The organism is Acidiluteibacter sp. (assembly GCF_055129545.1).
In genome coordinates, this window is sequence record NZ_JBSRUB010000013.1 from 201,525 (window position 1) to 218,956 (window position 17,432).

General features: G+C 36.0%; 18 protein-coding genes and 1 tRNA gene. 16 read left to right on the plus strand and 3 right to left on the minus strand.

The genetic code is table 11. The annotated features are described in order from the left end of the window. The first annotated feature begins 26 nt into the window (after positions 1-26). From ACTB0X_RS06955 to ACTB0X_RS07020, 14 genes are all read left to right on the plus strand, one after another. Positions 27-476, plus strand: coding sequence for a nucleoside deaminase (locus ACTB0X_RS06955; RefSeq protein ID WP_463024274.1), 450 nt, complete (start codon positions 27-29; stop codon positions 474-476). Between the two features lie 361 nt (positions 477-837). Beyond that, positions 838-1,248 (plus strand): BrxA/BrxB family bacilliredoxin, encoded by a 411-nt coding sequence (locus tag ACTB0X_RS06960; RefSeq protein WP_463024275.1) that lies wholly within the window; start codon positions 838-840, stop codon positions 1,246-1,248. Positions 1,249-1,425: 177 nt separating this feature from the next. After that, entirely contained in the window at positions 1,426-1,881 is a 456-nt protein-coding gene (gene rplM / locus ACTB0X_RS06965; RefSeq protein ID WP_463024276.1) for a 50S ribosomal protein L13, read from the plus strand. A 4-nt stretch (positions 1,882-1,885) separates the two neighbouring features. After that, positions 1,886-2,272, plus strand: coding sequence for a 30S ribosomal protein S9 (rpsI, locus tag ACTB0X_RS06970; protein ID WP_463024277.1), 387 nt, complete (start codon positions 1,886-1,888; stop codon positions 2,270-2,272). Positions 2,273-2,415: 143 nt separating this feature from the next. Continuing rightward, positions 2,416-3,177, plus strand: a complete 762-nt coding sequence (gene rpsB, locus ACTB0X_RS06975; protein WP_463024278.1) for a 30S ribosomal protein S2 — start codon at positions 2,416-2,418, stop codon at positions 3,175-3,177. 36 nt (positions 3,178-3,213) lie between these two features. Continuing rightward, positions 3,214-4,050 carry a translation elongation factor Ts gene (tsf, locus tag ACTB0X_RS06980; protein ID WP_463024279.1) on the plus strand — a complete coding sequence of 279 codons (837 nt, stop codon included), beginning with the start codon at positions 3,214-3,216 and terminating at the stop codon, positions 4,048-4,050. A 168-nt stretch (positions 4,051-4,218) separates the two neighbouring features. Next, a complete protein-coding gene (gene pyrH / locus ACTB0X_RS06985) occupies positions 4,219-4,929 on the plus strand; it encodes a UMP kinase (protein WP_463024280.1) in 711 nt (236 codons plus the stop codon). A gap of 12 nt (positions 4,930-4,941) precedes the next feature. Continuing rightward, complete coding sequence (gene frr, locus ACTB0X_RS06990) at positions 4,942-5,505, plus strand: ribosome recycling factor (protein WP_463024281.1); 564 nt, start codon at positions 4,942-4,944, stop codon at positions 5,503-5,505. Positions 5,506-5,678: 173 nt separating this feature from the next. Next, a complete protein-coding gene (locus ACTB0X_RS06995; RefSeq protein ID WP_463024282.1) occupies positions 5,679-6,407 on the plus strand; it encodes a hypothetical protein in 729 nt (242 codons plus the stop codon). Between the two features lie 100 nt (positions 6,408-6,507). After that, positions 6,508-6,765: a DUF6364 family protein gene (locus ACTB0X_RS07000; RefSeq protein ID WP_463024283.1), complete on the plus strand. Its 258-nt coding sequence runs from the start codon at positions 6,508-6,510 to the stop codon at positions 6,763-6,765. Continuing rightward, positions 6,765-7,187 (plus strand): type II toxin-antitoxin system VapC family toxin, encoded by a 423-nt coding sequence (locus ACTB0X_RS07005; RefSeq protein ID WP_463024284.1) that lies wholly within the window; start codon positions 6,765-6,767, stop codon positions 7,185-7,187. The genes ACTB0X_RS07000 and ACTB0X_RS07005 overlap by 1 nt, the downstream gene beginning before the upstream one ends. A 75-nt stretch (positions 7,188-7,262) precedes the next feature. Beyond that, positions 7,263-7,760: a hypothetical protein gene (locus ACTB0X_RS07010; protein ID WP_463024285.1), complete on the plus strand. Its 498-nt coding sequence runs from the start codon at positions 7,263-7,265 to the stop codon at positions 7,758-7,760. Between the two features lie 257 nt (positions 7,761-8,017). After that, positions 8,018-8,914 (plus strand): tetratricopeptide repeat protein, encoded by an 897-nt coding sequence (locus tag ACTB0X_RS07015; protein ID WP_463024286.1) that lies wholly within the window; start codon positions 8,018-8,020, stop codon positions 8,912-8,914. 24 nt (positions 8,915-8,938) lie between these two features. After that, positions 8,939-9,484: a 2'-5' RNA ligase family protein gene (locus ACTB0X_RS07020; protein WP_463024287.1), complete on the plus strand. Its 546-nt coding sequence runs from the start codon at positions 8,939-8,941 to the stop codon at positions 9,482-9,484. A 92-nt stretch (positions 9,485-9,576) separates the two neighbouring features. Here ACTB0X_RS07020 and ACTB0X_RS07025 read toward each other — a convergent pair whose 3' ends face one another. After that, positions 9,577-10,599: a radical SAM/SPASM domain-containing protein gene (locus ACTB0X_RS07025; RefSeq protein WP_463024288.1), complete on the minus strand. Its 1,023-nt coding sequence runs from the start codon at positions 10,597-10,599 to the stop codon at positions 9,577-9,579. 41 nt (positions 10,600-10,640) lie between these two features. On the opposite strand from ACTB0X_RS07025, the gene ACTB0X_RS07030 reads away from it, so the two are divergent. Continuing rightward, the gene (locus ACTB0X_RS07030) at positions 10,641-13,073 is read left to right on the plus strand and encodes a DUF5686 and carboxypeptidase-like regulatory domain-containing protein (protein ID WP_463024289.1); all 2,433 of its coding nucleotides are present in this window, start codon (positions 10,641-10,643) and stop codon (positions 13,071-13,073) included. A 130-nt stretch (positions 13,074-13,203) separates the two neighbouring features. On the opposite strand, the gene ACTB0X_RS07035 is transcribed toward ACTB0X_RS07030, so the two are convergent. Continuing rightward, positions 13,204-16,290, minus strand: coding sequence for a DUF2723 domain-containing protein (locus ACTB0X_RS07035; protein ID WP_463024290.1), 3,087 nt, complete (start codon positions 16,288-16,290; stop codon positions 13,204-13,206). 142 nt (positions 16,291-16,432) lie between these two features. Here ACTB0X_RS07035 and ACTB0X_RS07040 point away from each other — a divergent pair. Further along, positions 16,433-16,505: transfer RNA gene (locus tag ACTB0X_RS07040), tRNA-Gln, on the plus strand. A 440-nt stretch (positions 16,506-16,945) separates the two neighbouring features. Here the strand turns inward: ACTB0X_RS07040 and ACTB0X_RS07045 are convergent. Then, on the minus strand, positions 16,946-17,344 hold the full coding sequence (locus ACTB0X_RS07045) for a hypothetical protein (RefSeq protein WP_463024291.1): 399 nt from the start codon (positions 17,342-17,344) through the stop codon (positions 16,946-16,948). Positions 17,345-17,432: the final 88 nt, after the last annotated feature.

Below are 17,432 nucleotides of genomic sequence, written 5' to 3' on the forward strand. Positions count from 1 at the left end.
TTAGTTTTGTCAAAAAGTAAGGAATCATGGAGTTGACGGTATTTTCAGATGAACGATTTATGAAGGAAGCTTTGAAAGAAGCGAAAAAAGCATTCGATGCAGATGAAGTGCCTGTAGGCGCTGTGGTGGTTCACCAAAATACAATTATCGCTAGAGCGCACAATTACACCGAACGATTGAACGATGTAACTGCCCATGCCGAAATGCAAGCATTTACAGCTGCAGCTGATTATTTAGGCGGAAAATATTTAGATGAGTGCACTTTGTATGTGACTTTGGAGCCTTGTGTCATGTGCGCTGGTGCCGCTTTTTGGACGCAAATTGGTAAAGTTGTTTTTGCCGCAGCGGACGAGCGGAGAGGGTATAGAGCTGCAGCAGAAAAATCCATTTTACATCCAAAAACAGAAGTCGTTTCAGGAATATTGGCAGAAGAGTGTGGGTCTTTGATTCGAAATTTCTTTAAAAGTAAAAGGTAATTTTCATTCAAGTATCTTAGTGGTCCTTTATCTATATTTCGACAAAGCCTGTGCTGAGAGTATCGAAGTGCTCAATATGACAAAGGATATAAAATACTAAAGTCAAAGTTTACTTATGGGATGCTATTCAAGCCCCATAGGGGTGAAATCTTATTAGAAGTTCAACAATCCAGTTACGAAACCCACGTAGTGGTGACATTTTAATTTCTAACAGCGAAGCGCGCGCCTTGCCTCTGGCAGGGTCTAAAATCTACTCCTTATATAAGGTAAAGAACAACTGTCTAAAAAAGCTGTTATAAAATCCTTTATTGGTAATTTTGTCCTTCCAATTAATACAATATAAACTCAAAAATATAGAACCATGTATCCAGAAGAAATGGTAGCCCCAATGAAAGCTGAATTAACTTCAGTTGGGTTCAAAGAATTATTAAATCCAGAAGATGTAGACAATGCAATCAATGCATCAGGTACTACATTGGTAATGATCAACTCTGTTTGTGGTTGTGCAGCAGCGAATGCGCGTCCAGCTGTGAGAATGGCAGCAGAGAATGCAAAAAAACCAGATCATTTAACAACAGTTTTTGCAGGAGTAGATGCAGCAGCAGTAGCGCAAGCAAGAAAGCACATGTTGCCTTACCCTCCATCTTCTCCATCTATCGCCTTATTTAAAGACGGAAAGTTGGTTCATTTTATCGAACGTCACCACATTGAAGGACGTCCTGCCGAAATGATTGCGGAGAATTTAAACATGGCATTCAACGAATATTGTTAGAAAGTATAACGTTTCTTTCGCAACACCAACAAGCATGGCAAGTTGGTGAATATTGGCAAAGTGTAATAATTCACAATTTATTTGTTAATAAAGTTTGTTGAAGAAAAAAAATAGTTCTAACTTCGCAGCCCCTTTTGGGATAAGTGCGCTTAATAAACAGTTAAAAGATAAATTAAGGTGAATACGTTAAGTTATAAAACAGTTTCAGCAAACAGTGCAACAGTAAACAAAGAATGGTTACTTGTTGACGCAGAGAATGAAACATTGGGAAGATTGGCATCAAAGGTTGCTAAATTAATAAGAGGAAAACACAAAGTAAATTTTACTCCACACGTTGATTGTGGTGATAACGTAATTGTTATCAACGCAGAGAAAATCAAGTTGACTGGAAATAAAATGGACGAAAAAGTGTACATCACTTATAGTTTGCACCCAGGTGGACAAAAAGTAAGATCTGTTAGAGATATGTTGGAGAAAAAGCCAATTGCAGTTGTTGAAAACGCTGTAAGAGGAATGCTTCCAAAAAACAGATTGGGTAAGGCATTGTTTGGTAACTTAACTGTTGTTGCAGGTACTGAGCATAATCATGCTGCTCAAAAGCCAAAAGAAATTAAATTGAACACAATTAAATAGTCCTATGGAAGTAGTAAATACACTAGGTAGAAGAAAAAAATCAATCGCTAGAGTTTATCTTTCGGCTGGTAAAGGTGAGATCATTGTAAACGGAAAAGATATGAAAACATACTTTCCTACAATTGGTCTACAGTACCGTTTGGCGCAAGCTTTTGCATTGACCGAAACAACTGGTCAGTACGATGTAAAAGTAAACGTACAAGGTGGTGGAATCACTGGACAAGCTGAAGCTATTCGTTTAGGAATCTCTAGAGCATTGGTTGAAATCAACGCCGAAAACAAGCCTGCATTAAAAGCAGAAGGTTTGATGACAAGAGACCCAAGAATGGTGGAAAGAAAGAAGCCAGGTCAGAAAAAAGCAAGAAAGAAATTCCAGTTCTCGAAACGTTAATATTCCGTTTCTTGTTGGAGTTTTCAACATATTCAATTCACCTTTAAGGAGGTGTTTAGTATCTAAATTGCAGAGACTGTTCCCAAAGGGCGCTACTCTGCAATTGCTTTAAATGAATGTAAACACTATAAAAAATTTAACAAATGTCTAAGACAGATTACAAAGAATTATTAGAGGCAGGTGTACATTTTGGTCACCTAAAAAGAAAGTGGCATCCAAAAATGGCTCCTTACATCTTCATGGAGAAGAATGGAATCCACATTATCGATTTGAACAAAACTGTTGTAAAGTTGGATGAAGCAACTGCAGCAATGAAGCAAATCGCTAAATCAGGAAAGAAAATCCTTTTCGTAGCAACAAAAAAACAAGCGAAAGATACCGTAGCAGAAGCAGTAAAAACAACTGGTATGCCTTACGTTACTGAAAGATGGCCTGGAGGTATGTTGACTAACTTTGCGACTATCCGTAAAGCGGTTCGTAAAATGTCAACTATTGACAACATGATGAAAGATGGTACTTTTGACGTTTTGTCAAAAAGAGAGCGTCTTCAAATTAGCCGTCAAAGAGCTAAATTGGAAAGAGATTTAGGTTCTATTTCTGATTTGAATAGATTGCCTTCTGCTTTGTTTATCGTAGATATCAAAAAAGAACACATCGCTGTAGCTGAAGCTAGAAAATTAAACATTCCAACTTTTGCTATCGTTGATACCAACTCTAACCCAGGTTTAGTTGATTTCCCAATTCCTGCAAACGATGATGCTTCTAAGTCAATTGGAAAAATCATGGAGTATGTAACAAAAGCTGTAAACGAAGGTTTAGCTGAGCGTACTGCAGACAAGGAAAAAACAAAGCCTAAGAAAGAGAAAGAAGCTGACAAAAAAGAAGCAACTTCTGAAGAAGCATAATTTACAACAATAATAACTTAAAAATACAATATAACCATGGCTACAATAACTGCTGCTGAGGTAAATCAATTAAGAAAGCAAACCGGAGCTGGAATGATGGACTGTAAAAAGGCATTAGTAGAAGCAAACGGAGATTTCGAGCAAGCAATCGACTTATTGAGAAAGAAAGGTCAAAAAATTGCTGCAAACAGAGGTGATAGAGATGCTAAAGAAGGTTTAGTATTGGCTAAAGCTACTGCTGACAACAAAAAAGGTGTAATGGTTGTAGTAAACTGTGAAACTGATTTCGTTGCTAAAAATGATGCATTTGTAGCATTTGCAAATAACATTTTAGATGCAGTAATCGAAAATGGTGTGACCACTATTGATGAGGCAAAGGCATTGACTTATCCTGGAACTACTTTAACTATCGCTGATAGAATCATCGAAGAAGTGGGTAAAATTGGTGAGAAAATTGAACTTTCTGCTGTTGAAATTTTGGAAAGCGAATTAGTAGTTGCTTACAATCACCCAGGAAATAGTTTAGCATCTATCGTTGCTGTTTCTAAATCAGGTGATGCTGAGGCTGAGGCTGCTAAAAACGTAGCAATGCAAGTAGCTGCAATGAACCCTATCGCTTTAAATGACGAAGGTGTAACTGCAGACATGATCGAAAGAGAACTAGAAATTGGTAGAGATCAAGCTCGTCAAGAAGGGAAACCTGAAGAGATGGTTGAGAAAATTGCTCAAGGTAAATTGGGTAAATTCTACAAAGAGAATACATTGATTAAACAACAATACATTAAAGACAATGCTTTAACTGTTGAGGCTTATTTGAAGACCGTTAACAAAGAGTTAGTAGCGACAGGATTTAAGCGTATTGCATTGGGTTAATCAATACTTCATTCAAAAAGAGAGAAATTTATTTCTCTCTTTTTTTTGCGCAAAACTCTGGCTTTACCTCAAAAGGGAGACTTTTAGTTAGATATTGCATCAAATTAAAAGGATTAAGAACCTTTCAAAGGTAGAGACAGTATTGTTAAATTTGTAAAAAAGTTTAAGATGGTTTATAAGAGAATTCTTCTAAAATTAAGTGGTGAATCCCTAATGGGTGAGAAACAATTTGGTATCGATCACGTCAAATTGGCCCAATACGCTAAAGAAATAAAAGAAATTGTCCGATCAGGTGTAGAAGTTGCAATTGTAATCGGTGGTGGAAATATTTTTAGAGGAATTCAGGCTGCAGAAGGCGGAATGGATCGTGTTCAAGGAGATTATATGGGAATGTTGGCCACTGTAATCAACAGTATGGCATTGCAATCGGCACTTGAAGAAGCAGATGTATATACTCGATTATTGACCGCAATAAAAATGGAGCAAATTGCTGAGCCATTTATCCGAAGAAGAGCAGTGCGTCACTTGGAAAAAGGACGAGTAGTTATTTTCGGAGCAGGAACTGGAAATCCATATTTTACAACTGATACGGCGGCAAGTTTAAGAGCCATCGAAATAGAAGCAGACGTTATTTTGAAAGGAACTCGAGTGGATGGAATTTATGATTCTGATCCTGAGAAAAATCCTGATGCAGTAAAATACGACAAAGTTTCGTTTAGCGAAGTCTATGAAAAAGGCTTGAACATCATGGATATGACTGCCTTTACATTGTGTAACGAAAACAAGTTGCCAATTATCGTGTTCGATATGGATACGCCCGGAAATTTGAAAAAGGTATTAGAAGGTCAAGAAAAAGTAGGTACTTTAGTAGAGTTTTAGAATCAATTAATCATGGAAGAAGAAATTGAATTAATATTAGAGAATGCAAAAGAGTTGATGCAAAAGTCATTGGCTCATTTAGAAGTTTCATTGCTGAAGATTAGAGCTGGTAAGGCCACTCCTTCAATGTTGGGCAGTGTAATGGTGGATTATTACGGATCAATGACACCGTTGACACAAGTGGCCAACGTGAGTACCTTGGATGCTCGTACTTTGAATATACAGCCTTGGGAAAAAGGAATGATTGAGCCGATAGAGCGCGCAATCATCAATTCTAACTTAGGCTTGAACCCTCAGAACAATGGAACCAACATTATGATCAATGTACCGGTTTTAACGGAGGAAAGAAGACGTGATTTAGTAAAACAAGCAAAAGCGGAAACGGAAGATGCTAAAGTGGGTGTTAGAAATGCTCGTCGTGAAGCAAATGACGAATTCAAACGTTTGGAGAAAGAAGGTTTAGCCGAAGATGCGGTAAAAGGATTGATTGATGAAGTTCAACAATTGACTGATGCCACTAGCAAACGAATTGATGATTTCTTAATTGCAAAAGAGAAAGACATTATGACTGTGTAAAAACTGTTATTTCGAATATTTGAGAGCCCTATTGCTGATGCAGTAGGGCTTTTTTTGTGGTAATAGGTAATTCTGTAATTCCAGATATTATATTGATTCAATATAGTAATTTTGAATAGTCGCATAATGTTCAAACTTTCCATTAAAGTAAATATTTCCTAATACAAATATGGATGGTTAAAGAAAAGACAATATTAAAATTAGAAAAAAGGCTTTTACTTGTCAAACAAAAGCTAGAATACTTGCAAACAAGAGAGATATCTCCAAGCTATCTGAACACTTTAAGGATCAGGGCTTTTGAGTTAAATAATGAAATCAACAGACTTTGTGCTATAAATCTTGAATTAACAAATAATAAATTTAAGGAGATTGCCCAAGATAGTTATGAATCTCTTAATGTTATTGATTTAAAGTTTAAGACCTATCAAGAGGGAATGTCATATTTTGGAAGCTATACGCAAGTACTACAAGGGAAACTAAATAAAAACGGTCATGTTTATTGTAGTTCAAAAACGACAAATAATTGGTTGCTTTACCCATTCGCTCAATATTCTTATCCTTCAGAATTTAAAGGAAAAATAGATTGTCTAGGAAATGTAAGGCTTAATGCTACAAAATTGGATTCGGCATGGGTAAATCGATTGCCATCGGAATTTGATGGAAGTATTTCAGATAATGGAGAAATTAAGTTAATTACTACTAAGACGGAAGGTGATTTTCTAACAAGGGGTAAATTATTAATCTCAAAAATTATTGGCCAATATACTTTCAACACACCTGAAAAGGCAGCTCGATTTTACAATAATAGATTGATTCTTGTTTCGAGTATTGAAGCATATAGAATGCAGATTGGTACAATAAAACCATCTTTATTGGAATCTATTATTAACAAGTATTTTTGAAGTGAATTTCACTTGAATTTTGAATAGCATCATTTGCCTTTGATTTATATATTATTAATACGGACTAATTTAATATATTTGTACGTATAAAATGATTCTAATGGATTCAAAATTGACATTAAAGTTAGATAAGCGTGTAATTGATAGAGCGAAAGAGTACGCTGCATCTCAGAAAAAAAGTCTTTCTCGTATGATAGAAGCCTACTTAAAGTCGCTAGTTGATAGGGATAATACAAATACAGAGAATGACATAGAAATTTCTCCATTTATAAAAAGTCTAAAAACTGGAGTTCAAATACCTGCGGATTTAGACTACAAAAAAGTATACAGAGACCATTTAATTGAAAAGCATAAATGATGGATAAGCTTTTTCTAGATACGAATGTTGTAATTGATTTATTAGGTGAACGAGAACTCTTCTACAATGCCGCCGCAAAAATCGCAACCCTTGCTGATAAAGGTGAGGTGCAAGTAATTATTTCTGCCTTAACATATATCACTGCTTTTTATATTCTTTCAAGGTATGAAAGCAATGAAGTAGTTTTAGAGAAATTGAGAAAATTTAAAGTGATTGCCGAAACTTCAGATCTCACTGATCAAATAATTGATAAAGGACTTATTTCTAAATTTACGGACTTTGAGGATGCTTTGCAGTATTTCTCCGCTCTAAAATCAGAATGCAATCTAATAATAACCAGAAATGGAAAGGATTTTAAGAATTCTGATTTGCCTATACTAACACCAAATGAGTATTTAACTAGTATAACTTTTAAAAGTTAGAAATTGCTATTAGTCTATTAAATTGTATGCGCTACCAAATTCAAATTGATAAAGTTGAAATTTATTTAATTTCAGATGAAAGAGAAAAGGACTAATAATATATCTGCATCAGGAGTAGGTTTTTTATGGGCTATACCCGGGTTGATAGCTTTCTTTATTCCTGATATATCAATTATAGCGATGCTTGCTTTTCTGCCTATAGCTTTTCCTACTGAACTTTTATTGACATCAGCAATATCAAATTATGGAGTTGTTTCATTCTTTGCAGGATTAACTCTATTTCTTTTAGCTTGTATTGCCTCTTTTCTCTATTACCGCCGGACTAAAAAGTCAATTCAAATGAAAGGAAGAGGAAGTTTAGCCGAAACTTGGATCTACTTTTTTTCCCTAACTATTACTATTCATCCATTGGTTTTTTATATTTGGTCCGACAGTAAACAAGCTGGAGATGGACAATTTATTTTTGGAGTTTTTGAAACTTTCCCAATTAGTAGTTTTTTAATCTTATTAATAGGGGTCGGAATGGATTTTATTTTCAGCTCAATAAAATTAGACCCAAAGTTTTTAAAATAGGTAACCTATATTAAATCCTCTTTTTAATTCCTCCTCCAAAAATTACTCTTAGAATTTAGGAAATTCAATTGAAGAGTAACGTACTCATTTTGTACCAAATATCGCATTCTCTATCTAAAATGATTCATTCAAATGGGTTAGAAAAGCACCTAAAATCATTCTGCTTTTTGTGATATTTTAATGGAGTGAATTGCATTTCTACTCGTGTTGAATTGATATTATGACTATACTTACAGTAGGATTACAATCAATCTACTATGAAAAAATTACAATTTATTAGTGCTGTCCTTTTTTTAGTTTTGTTGAGTCAATTTGGTGTGGCTCAGAATACAAAACTGCAAGATAACGACGAATTAAAAACAATGTATGAGCATGATCAGGCCGATCGAAGAACGGATGACATTGACTGGAACATTGTGGCAGAAAAAGACAGAGATCGAGAAACTAAAGTAGAACAAATGGTTACTAATGGGCAATTAAAAACGTCAATGGATTATTACCATGCAGCTATGATTTATCAGCACGGCAACGATACGATTGCTTCTGGGAAAGCGGTAAAGATGATGCGAAAAGCAATGGAGTTGGATAGCACCAGAAGTAAATGGTTGTTAGCAGCGGCAATTGATAGAGATTTGATGCGCAAGAAACAACCACAGATTTATGGTACGCAATACACCAAAAATGGCAAGGATGCTCCATGGACCATGTATAAAATGGATACCACAAAAGTTACCGATAAAGAACGAGTAGAATACAATGTGGAAACATTGGCTCAGCAAAGAGAGAAAGTAAAGCAAATGAATAAGAAAAAGCTGACTGAGTTACTAGAAGAAGAGAAAAGCATGGATGAGATTTTGGAATTCTTAAACAATGAAGAGTTATCAGAATCAGAATATGATTTATCAGAAAGTGGCATTAATAAGTTCGGTTATCACCTTTTAAATAAAGGAAGAGCTGAAGATGCCATTTTGATTTTTAAAACCAATGTGAAGTTATATCCAACAGGTTATAATGCTTACGACAGTCTTGGAGAAGCCTTTATGAAAATGGAAAAACACGAAGAAGGGTTGGATGCATATCGGAAGTCTCTTGAGCTAAATCCTGAAAATAAAAATGCAGAAATTATTTTAATGAAATTCGGTCAAAAAAAATAGTAGCATTAGCTGAATAGCGTTTAAATGAAATCCCCATTCATCCTCCTTTTCCTTCCTCCAACAGAAATCACCAACCGGGTTCTAAAAATTCAATCGGAGATCAATGTAGTCTACCCAGCGGTAAAAACAGCTTCATTGCCTCCGCACATTACGATTCTGCCAAGTTTCAAAACCGATGAAAAAGGAATTCAAACATTTACCGCAGAACTAGAAAGCTATTTGAAAGAGCGAAAGTCAGCCTCCATCGAAATCAAGACCAATGATTTAATTGCATTGCCCAATACCAACCTGAGTATCGACATTGCAAAAAACGAAGCTTTGGAGGAATTAAGAAGAGGTTTGAAATTGTGGTTGATTGGCTTAAAAATAACGCCTCAGAAGCGAGAAAAGTACTTTTATGCGCCTCACATTACCATTCGCAATAAATTCACGAGAAAGGCCCATTTTAAAGCATTGTCTGCTCAATATGCAAAAGAGAAATTTCAAGCGAAAATACCATTGGAGGAATTGGTTTTATTTGAACGAACAGAATCCGGTTGGGAAGAACGAAGTCGGTTCAGCCTGATCTAAATCCAGATTTCTACTTAATTTGAATGCTTTTTTAAGATCTATAAACTAGTCTAGTTTCTAAATTCTAACAGCGCAGCGGTCTAGTCTCGTCTTTAAGCCCACACTTTAGTACCTTCTGAACAATTTTTACAGATGTCAATGTTCTTTCGGCCATTTAACAGTTGCGCCCTGAAATTTTGATAGGCGTCCCCTTGCCAAATGTTATTAAAGCTCATGTCTTTCAATTCTCCTAAACGGTGAGTGGCATCTTTGTCAAAACAGCACGGCACTACTTTTCCATCCCAAGTGATCACGCAAGAGCTCCACATTTTCCAACATTGATCCTCCAAACTGTTTTTAATGCTATATTTTCCGTCTGCTTCTTTTTGGTAGCGGGAATATTTCTGCTGCTCTGGGATTAAGTCATTTCCGTTTTCGTATTCGTAGACTTGAGCGGTTTTCAGTTTTACCGAATCTACGCCCAATTCTTTACCAAGTTTTTTAACTTCTTCGATTTGATGCTCGTTTGGCTTCACCACCAAAAACTGAAATAGCACATTTGGAGTGGATGATTTTAATTTCTTTTTCCACTTGATGATGTTTTTTGTTCCTTCGATTACCTTGCTCAAATCTCCATTTTTACGGTAACTTTCATACACTTCTTGTGTCGTACCATCAATGGAAATAATCATTCGATCTAAACCAGATTCTACTGTTTTACGAGCATTCTCGTCAGTCAAGAAATGGGCATTGGTAGAAGTCGCTGTGTATATTTTTCGGTCGGAGGCATACTTTACCATTTCCAAAAAAGAAGGATTGATGTAGGGTTCGCCTTGAAAATAGAAGGTCAAATAAACCAAGTCTTTTTCCAATTGATCGATAATACTTTCGTAAAATTTCGGTTTTAAATTTCCTGTTGGTCGAGTAAAAAATTTCAAACCACTCGGGCATTCTGGGCAACCTAAATTACAAGCTGTCGTCGGTTCTATGGAAATACTAATGGGTAGTCCTCTTTGTAGTGGTTGGCTCTTCCATTTACTCCAAAAAAAGCTCCCCCAAACCTTGGTGATGTTCACTACTTTTCTAGCACTGAGCTTAGATAAAAGGTTGAGGGCGTCTTTGGTATCAATTAACATGCAGCGAAGTTACACATTCAAAATATCACTATCTTTCATTTATGAACACTAGACACCTTTCTTTTCTACTACTGTTTTTATTATCAGTAATCTACTCTTACAGTCAAGCCATTCGAATCTCTGGGCAAGTGTTGGATGAACAGTCCAAACGACCTTTGGCATTCGTAACTGTTGGCATTGAGGGCACCAATAATGGATTCATAACCGATATTGAAGGTCGATTTAACTCAACGATTGATGAACGTTATTCCACTTTAACTTTTAGCTATATAGGTTATAAACGAAGAGCAGTGGAGGTGAAGGAAATCAAAGCAAACCCAATAGTATTGCTGCAGCAACAAGCCATTGAAGTGTCTGAAGTTCGAATCATCCCTGGGATAAATCCTGCTGATGTGATCATGAATCGAGTGATTGAAAACCGAAAAATAAACAATCCTGAAGAAGCAACAGAGTTCTCATATGATTCATACAATAAGTTAGTTTTTACGGTAAACCCGGACAGTGTTTCTAAAAAAATCGAGCTTCAAAAAGATTCTGTCAATAAAGATTCTTCCTTATTGGATGTTGCCGACTATATTTCTAAACAGCACATTCTTATGATGGAGTCGGTGAGCCACCGTGATTATATTTCTCCAACAAAAGACAAAGAGGTGATTTTGGCTAGTCGAGTGAGTGGGTTGAAATCGCCAGAATTTTCATTGATAGGAACGCAGTTGCAGTCGTTTTCTTTTTACAAAGATTATGTAGAGTTAATGGATTATCGATTATTGAGTCCAATTTCTAAAGGTGCTACAAGTCAGTACTTATTTATTTTAGAAGACAGTATTGTTGACAATGGTGAAAAGTATTACACCATTAGTTTTCAACCGAAAAAGGGAAAGAATTTTGAAGCTTTAAAAGGGCAGTTGTCTATTCATAAAGGCGACTATGCCATCAAAAGTGTTTCAGCTAGTCCTGCAGTTGAAGGTGGAGGAATTGAAATGAAGATTCAACAACTGTATGAAAAGGTCGATGGTCAGTGGTTTCCAATCCAGTTGAACAGTAATTTAACCTTCAATACGTTGATTGTCGATCAATTTCCGCTATATGGCATTGGACGATCGTATTTAAAAAACATAAAATTGACTTCTTTACGACCTAAAAATAAGTTCGATAATGTGGTGTTAGAGATGGATCGAAAGATTAAAAGCAATACCGATAGTTTATTGAATGCATTTCGTATTGACACTCTGGATGCTCGAGATGCGAGGACGTATCAGCAAATGGATTCGATTGGTGAAGCAGAAAAATTTGATGAGAAACTACGTATCCTAAAGATTGTAACGACTGGGAATATTCCCGTTGGACCGATAAATTTTGACCTGAACAGGTTGGGAGCTTACAATAACTATGAAGGTTTGCGCCTAGGATTGGGGGTTCATACCAATGACAAGATTTCCAACAAGCTATCACTCGGTGGATATTTCGCTTATGGTTTTAAAGACAAAAACTGGAAGTATGGCGGGGACTTAAGTTATAAGCCATTTCAGGAAGAAGACATTCGATTGAAACTAAGTTATTCAAACGATGTGTTGGAAAGAGGAGGTACCCAATTTACCTTATTAAAAAAACCGACAACAACTTCAGAAAGTTACAGATACTTATACATCTACCAAATGGATCTAGTAGAAAAGGTTCGATTTGAGAGTAGTTTTAGTGTGTTGAAAAGTTGGCAGTTCAATGTATTTGGTCAGCACAATTGGATTCAATCTGGTGACGATTACCGCTATTTAAGATCCGTTTCGGATGAAGTAAGTCTCCGGTACAATCAGTTTCAACAATCAGAAGTTGGTCTGGAAGCTCGTTTTGCCTATGGTGAAAAATTTGTGGAGTTGTTTGGAATGAAAATTTCTTCAGGAACTAAGTATCCTATCGTTCACTTTAAATACACAAAAGGCCTTGAAGTTGATCAGTCTCAATTTGATTACAACAAATACGAAGGTAGAATTGAGAAACTATTTGTCATTAGAAATGGGGGAGAATTAAACGTTCGACTATTGGGCGGTTACATCGATGCCAGTGCGCCTTTGATGTTCAACTTTACACCAACTGGGGTGAATCAAGGGGCTAGAATTTCGGTTGCCAATACTTTTGAAACGGTTCGTCCAAATGAATTTTTTCACAATCGATTTGCCAGCATATTCATTCGTCACAATTTCAAAAAACTATTGTATAACGGCGAGAAGTTTCATCCAGAATTTGTGTTGCACACTGCTTTTGGAATAGGAGATATGAATCGAACTGCTACTCACCAAAATATCGCTTTTAATACCATGGATAAAGGATATTTCGAATCTGGTTTAATTGCAAATGATTTATTGAGAATGGAGTTTCTAACCTTTGGGGCAGGAGCCTTTTATCGTTACGGATATTACGCTGAGCCAGATGAATTGAACAATTTCTTGTTTAAACTCGCTATGCGTATCGCTTTTTAAGCTTGGAATACCTGAGTCATTGGATTTGGTTTCAATAATGGTCAGTCATTTTGAATTACACCCATAAAAAAAGTCCTCATCTTTGGTCATTCGACTTGGATGAGGACTTTTTAGTTTAGTTAATTCCTGCTTATCTATCTTGAGGTCTTAAACCTGCATTAAAATAAGGAGCAATTTTATTTTCAATCTCTTTCTGGTACTCAGGACTCTGAGGGTATTGCTGACTAATCATTTGATTTAATCGTTGCAATATTCCTAATGCCTGCTGATTATCGCTGCTAAATGAACGTTGAAGCTCTGGGCTTAATGATCTATAATAAGCTGCATCCTTAGAGAATATCTCCACTAATCTGTCTGTGATTGCATTTGCTTTCTCAAACTCGCCTAATTTATAGTAGTTCTCTACCAAGAACATCACAAAGATGTCATAAGGAACTGTTTTGTCAGGCATAACTTCAAATGCTTTATCCATTGCTTTCAAAGCATCTGCATTATTTCCTTCTTCGATCAATTTACTTGATAACCTATTGAATAGAATACGCAAACTCATTGTCATTCTTCTATTGGTTTCATCCATATAGATGTCGCTGGTTCCCATTCCACCCCATTGGAATTTATTCATTACGTTGTCATACAAAATGTCTGTTTCAACAAATCCAGGGTTTCCATCTGTATTTTCTGCTTTAATTGGAACCAATCGGTAAGCCATTCCTTCCTGACGGAAATAATTTTCTAAACCAATATAGCTATCAGGTCCGGTTGTGCTCGCAAAATAAATAGGACGATCCCATTCAAAAGTGGCCAATAAATCAAGAACAGCTAAATCGTTTTTCAACACATAGTTTCCTTTGATGTTCCACTCAATGTAATCAACTATTTTACCTGCATCTTCTTTTTTCACAGTTCCATTGTCAATCATTTTTTGCTTGTCTACTTTTATTCTCAAACGCTTTGTTGGAATAAAATTGATGCTTTGTCCACTTCCTACAGGTACTTTTGTCTGCGGGCTGTCTGAATCAACAAATTCAATAATTTTCTCAACATCTGTGTAACCAGTCAACTCTTTCCGATCAACTACAGGTAAGTAGTCATTCGTTCCTTGGCGGTACTTTTTTTGTGAAATGCTCAGAGGAATGGCATCACTGTCGTATGCTTTTCTCCTGACTTGTTCTATGTACCAGTCAGTGTTCAATAAACTCAAGTTGACTACACGTACATCCGTTCTATATTCCTCCACCTCTTGTACATACCATAAGGGGAACGTGTCATTATCACCATTGGTAAATAGGATAGCGTTTGGAGCACAGGAATCTAAATAGTTCTTTGCAAAATCACGTCCTGTGTATCTTTCAGCTCTTGTGTGATCATTCCAGTTTTCTTTGGCCATGATTGCAGGAACCAATGCGAAACACAATACTGTAGCGATGATTGGCGCATACTTAGCCGGTAGTTTCTTAGCAAATAAGTCTGAAATTGCCATAACACCTAAACCAATCCAAATAGCAAAGGCATAAAAAGAAGCTGCATATGCATAGTCACGCTCTCTAGGCTGCAACGGGTATTGATTCAAGTACAATACAATTGCTAATCCAGTAAAGAAGAAGAGCAACAATACAATTACCCCGTTGTTACGATTGGTTTTGAATTGATAGAACAATCCAATTAATCCCAAAATAAATGGGAGCATATAGTACTTGTTGTTGGCTCTATTGTCAGTAACAGATTCAGGGAGGAATTCTTGATTTCCCAACCTAATCTCATCGATGAATTTGATACCCGTAATCCAGTTACCGTCTCTTACATTTCCATGACCTTGTGTGTCATTTTGTCGACCAGAGAAGTTCCACATAAAGTATCTAAAATACATCCAGTCCATCTGGTAGCTGAATAAATACCTTAAATTTTCACCCAAGGTAGGTGTGTTAATAATGGTCTGTTTACCTGAATTATCAACGGTTTGGATAGGTTTTCCTTCAAATCGAGACCAGCTTTTGTATTGTTTCACTCTCGGTGCCTCTGTATTCCACATACGAGGCAACAACGTTTTGAATCTAGAATCATAGTTAGGAACAGAGTTTTTCTTATCATCAGAAATAACATATTGTCCTTTTTCTTCATCTTTCACATAAGCAGGACTGCCATCAGTATAGGGTTGCTGTCTATCTAATGGACTATTAAATGAAGGGCCATTGAACAATGGACGATCACCATATTGCTCACGATTAAGGTAAGACAATAATGTAAATGCATTTTCAGGATTGTTTTCATCCATCGGTGGGTTTGCATTTGATCGAATAACGATGGCAGCAAACGAAGAATATCCTAAAACAATCACGGTGAAACACAAAATTGCGGTGTTCCAGACCGGTTTGTTATTCTTTTGAGTGAAGTATAAACCAAATACAATTAAGGCAACTAAAAGAATCAAGTAAATAAAGAATCCAGTGTTAAAAGGCATTCCCATTCCGTTGGTGAAAATTCTTTCGAAGATGGTTGCTCCTGTAATTAAACCTGGGATAATTCCATATTGAACAAAACCCAAAATGAGCACTGATATGATCGATGCTTTTACAATTCCTGGTTTAGTTACTTGATAATTTTTAAAGTAGTACACAAAAACAATGGCAGGAATAGCCAATAAGTTCAATAAATGGACTCCAATTGAAAGACCCATTAAGTAGGCAATTAGCACAATCCAACGAAGGTTGTGTTTTTCATGCGCAACGCTTTCCCATTTAAGAATAACCCAAAATACCATTGCTGTAAACAAAGAAGACATGGCATATACCTCACCTTCCACAGCTGAAAACCAAAATGAATCACTAAAAGTATAAGCCAATGCACCAACAACTCCACTTCCTATTATTGCATTTATTTTTCCGGATGTTAAATCACCAGATTTCATTGCAATTTTCTTTGCGAAATAGGTAATGGTCCAGAAAAGGAACAAAATAGTGAATGAACTAGACAGTGCTGATTGAATATTTACCATCATTGCAGCATTGTCAGGCGTAGAAAAAATCATAAAGAAACGCGCAATCATAGAAAATAATGGTGCGCCTGGAGGGTGACCAACTTGTAACTTATAGGCGGTTGCGATAAACTCCCCGCAATCCCAGAAGCTGGTTGTTGGTTCAATGGTAGATAGGTAAACGATTGTGGCAACCAACCATGTTCCCCATCCAAATGTTAGATTTAATTTTTTAAAAGTATCCATGCTTATGAAATGATAAAATTTGATTCAAACAACTGCGAATTTAAAGATATTTAGGGAATAGAACAGAATAGAAACAAAATCTTGCCATTTTTATTTTGAGAAATAGAAAATATTCCTAATTTTGTCAACTCTTAAGAAAGATTGCCCGATGGTGTAACTGGCAACACGTCTGTTTTTGGTACAGAAGAGTCTAGGTTCGAGCCCTAGTCGGGCAACATTTTTTTTAACCTCTGTGGAATAATTCACAGAGGTTTTTTTTATGCAGTAAATTTGAAAGGGCGAGAAGTTTATGCTGAGCATTTGTCGAAGCGAGCCCTAGTCGGGCAACATTTTTTTAACCTCTGTAGAGACATAGCATGCTGCGTCTTTACAGAGGTTTTTTTATGCAATAAATTTGAATGGGCAAGAAGCGCTACACAGGCTAATTGTCGAAGGGTTTATGCTGAGCCTTTGTCATCCAGAGCTTTTTGTCGAAGGAGACAAAGGAAATACAAAGTTTTATTTGTCCAACATTTCGACTAAATGCTCAATGTGACAAATAAATAATTAACTTTTGATTTGAAGGTCAATTTTAGGCTTTAAACTCAATAAAAAAGGATTGTTCTCTAACAAAACAACCCATTTTTTGGACTACAAATAATTGGAATTTAATTTCTTAGTTCGCTATACGCATAGTTCGTTCTTTTTCATGCAATTGAAAAATAGCGTCTTCTATAAGGTTGGTTATTTTTGTAATAGAATCCAATCCTTTTTCTATGTATAGGTGCTTATCATCCGGTGAGATTTGATCCAATTGTTTTTTAGAATTTAACAATAGGATAACAGAGGATTTTAGGTCATTTTTTAAAAGATTCAGTGTTTCATTGGAATTAATTTCATTCGATAATCCTGGATTTAATAAAATAAGGTCTGCTTCACACGAATCAACTGAGTATGGTGCTGATTCTAATGGCATAAAGATGCAATCTTCTCTTTTATCAAATACTTTATTTTTCAGCAAGAAGTGCAACACTTTATCATCATCCACTTGTTTTATTACCCATTTCTTTTTCATAATCTTTTGCATTTCAAGTGCAAAGGTATATCAGACTTAGAGCCTTGTACATGCAAATTCGATGAAGTAAAGAATTATACCGTTAAAT